We start from the raw sequence: 6639 nt of genomic DNA, 5'->3' as shown, positions 1-6639 counted from the left end.
GAAATAGTCAAGTAAGGATAATTATCGTTAAATTTATATGTCAACCTATTCTAGGACGCTACATACGATTAATAATTTAGACTAAACTAATCTGTCTTTTTATACTCTCTTCAAGAGATATAATAGTCTCAGTACGCTGAATTCCTTGTACAGATTGTATATCTTCATTTAATACTTTACGCAGGTGTACTGTATCGCGACAGATTATTTTTGCAAAAATACTATATTGTCCCGTGCAGTAATGTAATTCAACGACTTCTTTAATTTCTTTTAATTGAGCAACAGCATCAGAGTATTGAGATCCTTTTTCAAGGTAAATCCCTAAGAAGGCAGTAATATCGAAACCAACTTTCTGAGGATTAATAATTAAGTTGGATCCTTTAATAATACCTAGTTCTTCCATTTTTTTCATGCGGACATGTATAGTGCCACCAGATACAATTAACTTTTTTGCTATTTCTGTATAAGGAATAGACGCATCATTCATCAAAATTGATAATATCTGAATATCAAGATTGTCTAAATCGTAATTAGAATAGTTGTTTTCCATTAAAAGTGCTGTTATTAATTAAGTTAACCCAAACCGATAATTTATTACCAAATAGTCGTATCGGATTAAATTTTTAAATTTTTCAAAAATACTAAGATTTGTTGGTTTATGTATGTAAATTTAGTAAAAATTTTATATACATATTGTTAATGTGATATTTAAATAACAAATTTTGTATAGATTTTTATTGATATTGGCATTTGATTTAAAAAGATATTTATGGAAATAGAAGATGTTAAAATTTCAAGGAAGAAACCCATTTTTGCAGTAGGAGAGGGATTACATAAATACTTGAGACTATATCAACGTGATGCAAAGCTTCCTATTACGTATAAGGATCTTTTATCTTTTACTGAAACTATACCTGTATTGGATAAATACGGTAACGACACTTTTTGGGAAACGCCATTATATCCACCATATCTGATTGATCATTTATATGAAGGTTTGAAAGTAATATATGCTAAATTAAAGGCATCGGGTAATACCCGTATTGTGCAACATAAGTATATTGATCGTGTTGAGTATTGTGCGTTTGGCAATACAAGGCCTTTTCGAATTCGTATTGTAAACCGACTGAATGATGTTTATGATTATTTTTATATTAAGCAAGCTGATGCATCTCGTATTTATGGCTTAGAATTGGAGGAAATCTTATCGCCAAATCAGGTAAATTATATGGTCGATAATGAAACTTTGGTTGAGGAACATATTGTTGGAATTCCTGGTGATACTTTTGCCAAGCAACGCATGTATACACCGGATTATAATCTAACACGTATTTCTAAGGAGTTTGTTAAATTTAACGAACGTTGCATAATCACTTTGTTAGGTGATATGCGCGCTTATAATTTTGTTGTACAAATAACTCCAGATTTTGACGATTTTCAATTCAGAATTCGAGCTATTGATTTTGACCAGCAATTTTATGAAGGCAATCCAAAAGTGTACATGCCACAATTTTTCAAAGAAAACTTTCCTTATGTGAAACTTTCAATGGAACATTTGACAGAAAAAACGGTTTCTCAATATCAACAAGAAGAGCGATCATCTATTGTACATCGTGTACGTAGTGAAAGGCATCGGATCGCTGACCTTAGGGACGCATCAAAAACCCAACAGTTATCGACAGAGGAAAATATAAAACAATTGCGTGAAGCTTATGCAATTTCTCATTCAAGTGAACAGTACTTGAAGTGTAAATCGATGACTGATATTGTTGAATTAAATGTGAAAAATGTTATAAGGCAAGTACAGCTATAATTACTTGATTCTTTTTTCATTATCTTTTACAAATGCACTCCAACCACTGTAACTTTTGCCAGTTTCGGAGGTCGCATTTTTTTGAAAGGAATGACAAACAGCAACAGCTAATCCATCTGTTGCGTCTAAAAATTCAGGGCTTTCATTAAATTTTAATAATGACTTCAGCATGCCTGCTACTTGCTCTTTGGTTGCATTTCCATTTCCAGTTACTGATTGCTTTATTTTTCGTGGAGCATATTCAAATATAGGAATATCAAAATTTAATGCGGCGGCCATAGCGACACCTTGTGCTCTTCCTAATTTCAGCATTACTTGTATGTTTTTCCCATAAAATGGAGCTTCTAATGCAACACTGTCCGGTTTATATTCCTCGATTAAAGCAGTAGTTTTTTTAAATATACGTTGGAGTTTTAGAGCATGGTCATCAAGATGCCCCATTTTCACGACTCCCATAGTAATGAGACTGATATTGTTTCCTTGTTCACGTATGATTCCGTAACCTAGAACAGCTGTTCCGGGGTCAATACCTAAAATAATTCTCTCTTTTGCTTTCTCCTTCTGCATGTGCAATATTACATTTTTTATTTCGTAACGATTCAAAAATGAAGATGTAATGGATACTAATATTGCCATAAAATAACTTTAGCTTTGATTAATATTTAGTAACATTGTGTCCAAAATTGATAAATGCTAACAAAGGTTCAAAAAAAATATAGCGGGATATTGATAAAAATTGCGGTACTAGCTTTTGCTGGATGGTATATTTATCAACAATTATCAGATCCTAAAAATCTTCTGAAGTTTGAAACATTAATCGCAGGTATAGATCCTCATTATTTCTGGCTGACATTTAGCTTAATCGTGTTCTTAATGTTTGTTAATTGGATGCTTGAAGTTGTAAAATGGCAATATTTGGCTATTAGAATTGAAAGAATATCTTTTGGACGTGCATTTCAATCGGTATTTAGTGGATTAACATGGGCTATTTTTACTCCAAATAGGATTGGTGAATATGGAGGTCGTGTTTTGTTTTTGAAACCTGAAAATCGAGCAAAAGGTGCTATAGCAATGGGAGTTGGGTTATTTGCACAACTTGTATTAACCAGTATAGCTGGTGCTTTAAGTATTGCTTGGTTTGCATGTACTTATATGGATACTCCGGTTTCTATAGAGTTTGGGATTTGGTTATTAGCAATATTGTATGCGACAGGTTTTTTAGTACTTTATTTTAATGTGCATTGGATTGATTTATTGGTTGGTCGAATTAAATTTCTAGAACGTATCAAACCTTTCTTTTCTATTTTGGAAGAGTATACTTTTAAGGAATTGCTTGTTGTCATATTGATATCGTTGGCAAGATTTATCATTTTTACTTCTCAGTACATTATTTTAATGTTGGTCATTTTACCAGAATTACCATTCGTGGCAATGATTTTGATGATATTTATTCTTTTCTTTGTGCAGGCCGCATTACCGACATTGGATATTTTTGATTTTAGTGTAAGAAGTTTTGTTGCAGGTAATCTTTATAGTTATATCACAAACCAAGAACTAGCCGTGATGGCAATTGTTTCTTGTATTTGGTTCGTTAATTTGATACTTCCAGCTGTTTTAGGTTCTATTTTTGTTTTGAAAATAAATTTTTTTGGTGATTCTAAATCTTAGTTTTATTACGATAATATTGGCGATTGTGTATATCGCTCTGGTTCTGTATATGCGGAAAGGTTGGTTTGAAATACCAACTGTAATATCGAACTGTTTACCGGTCAAACGTATTTCTATTATTATAGCTGCACGTAATGAAGAGAATGGTATAGCACGTACTATTGATGCTGTACTTAATCAAAAATTTCCACCTGAACAGTTTGAATTAATTGTAATCGATGACCATTCTACTGATCGGACAAGTGATGTTGTATTGTCTTACGCGCACAGAGGAGTACAACTAATTCAGTTGAATGAGAGCAATAAATTGAATTCATATAAAAAGCTTGCTATAGCGAAGGCTATTGATTTATGTACAGGAGAGATAATTGTTACAACTGACGCTGATTGTAGGATGGGTGAAAATTGGTTAATGACAATCATTAGCTATTTTGAAACTCAAGACTTATATCTTTTATCTTCTCCTGTAGTGTATTCAGAAGAGAAATCATTTTTTGAAAGACTTCAAACACTTGAGTTTTTATATTTAATAGGCTTAGGCGCAGCAGGTATTGGTAATAAAAATCCGACAACTTGCAACGGAGCAAATTTGGCATATCGAAAAGATATTTTTTATGAAATGGGTGGATTTGCTGGTATCGATGAATTAGCATCTGGTGATGATGAATTATTTTTGCATAAAGTTGCTGCAAAATATCCACATAAAATAGGATTCTGTAAATCTACAGATGCAGTGGTTTATACCGATGCTAAGCCTACAATTAGGTCATTTATAAGTCAGCGGAAGCGTTGGGCTTCTAAGAGTACAAAATATAAAAATAAAGCAATTGTGTTACTCGGAATCACAATTTGGTTATTCAACTTTTGTATGCTTACCTGTCTTATCGTAGGTTTATTTTATCATTATTCCTATCTTTTTACTTTTTTGGTAGTATTAATCGCTAAAATCATAGTTGAATATCTATTTATTCAACCCTTAACTCAGTTTTCTAAGAGAGAGGAGTTAATGCGGTATTTACCAATTCTTTCCTCGTTACATATAATATACCTCGTGTATATTGGTATACTTGGTAATATCGGTAAATATGATTGGAAAGGTCGGCAGGTTAAATAATCTAACCATTTTTGACTTTTAAACGGATCTTCTGTTCAGCTTCTAATACTATTTCTTCCAAAGTTTTATCAGTTTTATCAATAGGATCTAAAACTTCCCAGCTCATTTTCACAAAGGGTGTAAGAGGAAATAAGCCATTTTTTGTCATTTCATATGAACCATTTATTGCGATAGGAACAATTAGTGCATCGGGATTTTTCTTTAATAATGTAGCTATTCCGCCAACATGAAAAGGCTTCATTTTACCATCTCGAGTGCGAGTACCTTCCGGGAAAATAAAAGCTGACCAGTTTTTGGTCTTCATATTATTTGCAAGTTTTAATATTTCACCGATAGACTGTTTTGAGTCCTTACGGTCAATATTTGCCGCCCCACCATGTTTCAAATTGAAGGAAATACTTGGAATTCCCTTCGCTAGTTCTATTTTTGAAATGAATTTTCCATGAAATCTTCGCAGAAAATAGATCATAGCCGGTATATCAAATGTACTTTGATGATTTGCAACGAAAATAATGGGCTGTCCGGTTGGAATGTTTTTATTATCAATAAAAGATATCGTATTAAACAGCAAAATATTGCAATAGGTGAGAAAGAAATTAAGAATATCGACACTCTTTTTATGTGCTGTATATCCGCCAAACTTTAGGCTCAACCATTGTATAGGGTGAAAAACTAAAAGGCACAAGGCAAAAAAGAAATAAAAAATGGGTGTCAGAATAAATCCAATAATCTTCTTCATGTTTAAATCTAATAATTATTTACAGCAAATATAATTATTAATATACTTTACGAATAATTATTGATCGCTCATATTTTAAATTATGTTTAATAATACTTTTATAAAATTTATATTATTATTAATAATATTTATATTTATAGAAGAGATGAAAAAATTTCCAAACGTATGCCCTAGCTGTGATACAAAATTAGAGGTCAGTAAATTAACTTGTTCTTCATGCAATACTGAGGTTAGCGGTAAATTTATGTTGCCAATTTGGACGCAATTAACTCTTGAGGAACAGGATTTTGTACTTGAGTTTTTATTAAAATCAGGAAGTCTGAAAGAGATGGCAAGTCAATTAGGCAAGAGTTATCCTACCGTAAGAAATAAGTTAGATGATCTTATTGATAAGTTATTGGGTTTAAAAAATAATGATTAGTATGGTTTTTAAAGAGAAACAGTCTTTTTGGAGTTGGTGGATGGTGATTTTGATCGTCTTTTTATTATTATCGACTTTAAATTATGAATGGAATGATATAAAAGTTGGTAATTTCAACGAATTAAGTGTAAATCCTGGGTTTTGGATTATTGCTGTTATTATTATTATATTTTCGTTCATTAAATTAAAAACAACAATAAACTCTCAAGGAATTACGATTCACTTCTTTCCCTTTCTATTGAAAAGTAAATTTATTCCTTGGTCAGAAGTAGCACAGGTTTCTGTAAAGGATTATAATCCTATATACGACTATGGAGGTTGGGGGTATCGCATTGGAAGAAAAGGTAAAGCCTATAATACCAAAGGATCACATGGGTTGGAATTGATCTTTAAAAGCGGGTCTAGACTATTGATAGGTACCCAAAAGAAATGCGAACTCAATACGATCATTTCTAAGGTTAATCAAGAAATTTTAAATAAGGACTATGAATAAAATACTTTTAAATCCATTTGATAATCTTTCGGAGACAAAACTTTTATCTATTGGTCTTATTTGATTTATAATCGGTACTTTTGTAGCTTGTTTTTAGGAGATTCCTTTCCTGGGATGATGAGTTTTAAATCCAACAAGACTAGCTTTTTACAATTATCACAATATCTTAACAACATCTTTATTATCAATCATTATATTTCTACTTTGAAAAATATTGAATTCGAGTCTGAGATTTATAGATATGCTAATAACCGTATTGGTTGCAAGGTCTGTCATTTATGGTATGGCTTTATTAAATACAACTAAATGGCTAAACCCGATAGTAGATTTAATTTCCAGAATGTAGTAAATCCACTGGGTAACCAAAATGTTGATAAAGCAGATTGAATTA

The 6639-nt window shown here is 31.8% G+C and carries 8 protein-coding genes; 5 read left to right on the top strand and 3 right to left on the bottom strand.

Annotated features, from left to right (window positions below; all coding sequences use genetic code 11):
- Positions 1-76: 76 nt before the first annotated feature.
- Positions 77-550 carry an Lrp/AsnC ligand binding domain-containing protein gene (locus tag ACFS6I_RS19350; RefSeq protein WP_021189698.1) on the bottom strand — a complete coding sequence of 158 codons (474 nt, stop codon included), beginning with the start codon at positions 548-550 and terminating at the stop codon, positions 77-79.
- 219 nt (positions 551-769) lie between these two features.
- Between ACFS6I_RS19350 and ACFS6I_RS19345 the strand changes: the two genes are divergently transcribed.
- Complete coding sequence (locus ACFS6I_RS19345) at positions 770-1813, top strand: hypothetical protein (protein WP_132771531.1); 1044 nt, start codon at positions 770-772, stop codon at positions 1811-1813.
- On the opposite strand, the gene ruvC is transcribed toward ACFS6I_RS19345, so the two are convergent.
- Positions 1814-2380 (bottom strand): crossover junction endodeoxyribonuclease RuvC, encoded by a 567-nt coding sequence (ruvC, locus tag ACFS6I_RS19340; RefSeq protein WP_132771796.1) that lies wholly within the window; start codon positions 2378-2380, stop codon positions 1814-1816.
- A gap of 123 nt (positions 2381-2503) precedes the next feature.
- Between ruvC and ACFS6I_RS19335 the strand changes: the two genes are divergently transcribed.
- Positions 2504-3481 (top strand): lysylphosphatidylglycerol synthase domain-containing protein, encoded by a 978-nt coding sequence (locus ACFS6I_RS19335; RefSeq protein WP_132843585.1) that lies wholly within the window; start codon positions 2504-2506, stop codon positions 3479-3481.
- Positions 3465-4595, top strand: coding sequence for a glycosyltransferase family 2 protein (locus ACFS6I_RS19330; RefSeq protein ID WP_380923108.1), 1131 nt, complete (start codon positions 3465-3467; stop codon positions 4593-4595). Before ACFS6I_RS19335 ends, ACFS6I_RS19330 begins: the two co-directional genes overlap by 17 nt.
- A 1-nt stretch (position 4596) precedes the next feature.
- Here ACFS6I_RS19330 and ACFS6I_RS19325 read toward each other — a convergent pair whose 3' ends face one another.
- The gene (locus ACFS6I_RS19325) at positions 4597-5334 is read right to left on the bottom strand and encodes a lysophospholipid acyltransferase family protein (protein ID WP_346581148.1); all 738 of its coding nucleotides are present in this window, start codon (positions 5332-5334) and stop codon (positions 4597-4599) included.
- 82 nt (positions 5335-5416) lie between these two features.
- Here ACFS6I_RS19325 and ACFS6I_RS19320 point away from each other — a divergent pair, with 82 nt between their 5' ends.
- Positions 5417-5755 (top strand): DUF2089 family protein, encoded by a 339-nt coding sequence (locus tag ACFS6I_RS19320; protein WP_380923106.1) that lies wholly within the window; start codon positions 5417-5419, stop codon positions 5753-5755.
- A gap of 1 nt (position 5756) precedes the next feature.
- Complete coding sequence (locus tag ACFS6I_RS19315) at positions 5757-6248, top strand: hypothetical protein (protein ID WP_380923104.1); 492 nt, start codon at positions 5757-5759, stop codon at positions 6246-6248.
- Positions 6249-6639: the final 391 nt, after the last annotated feature.

It is taken from the genome of Sphingobacterium anhuiense (genome assembly GCF_042686355.1).
Classification (GTDB): Bacteria; Bacteroidota; Bacteroidia; order Sphingobacteriales; family Sphingobacteriaceae; genus Sphingobacterium; species Sphingobacterium anhuiense.
The sequence above is the reverse complement of the archived record's forward strand: the minus strand, read 5'-3'. Positions and strand labels throughout refer to the sequence as shown.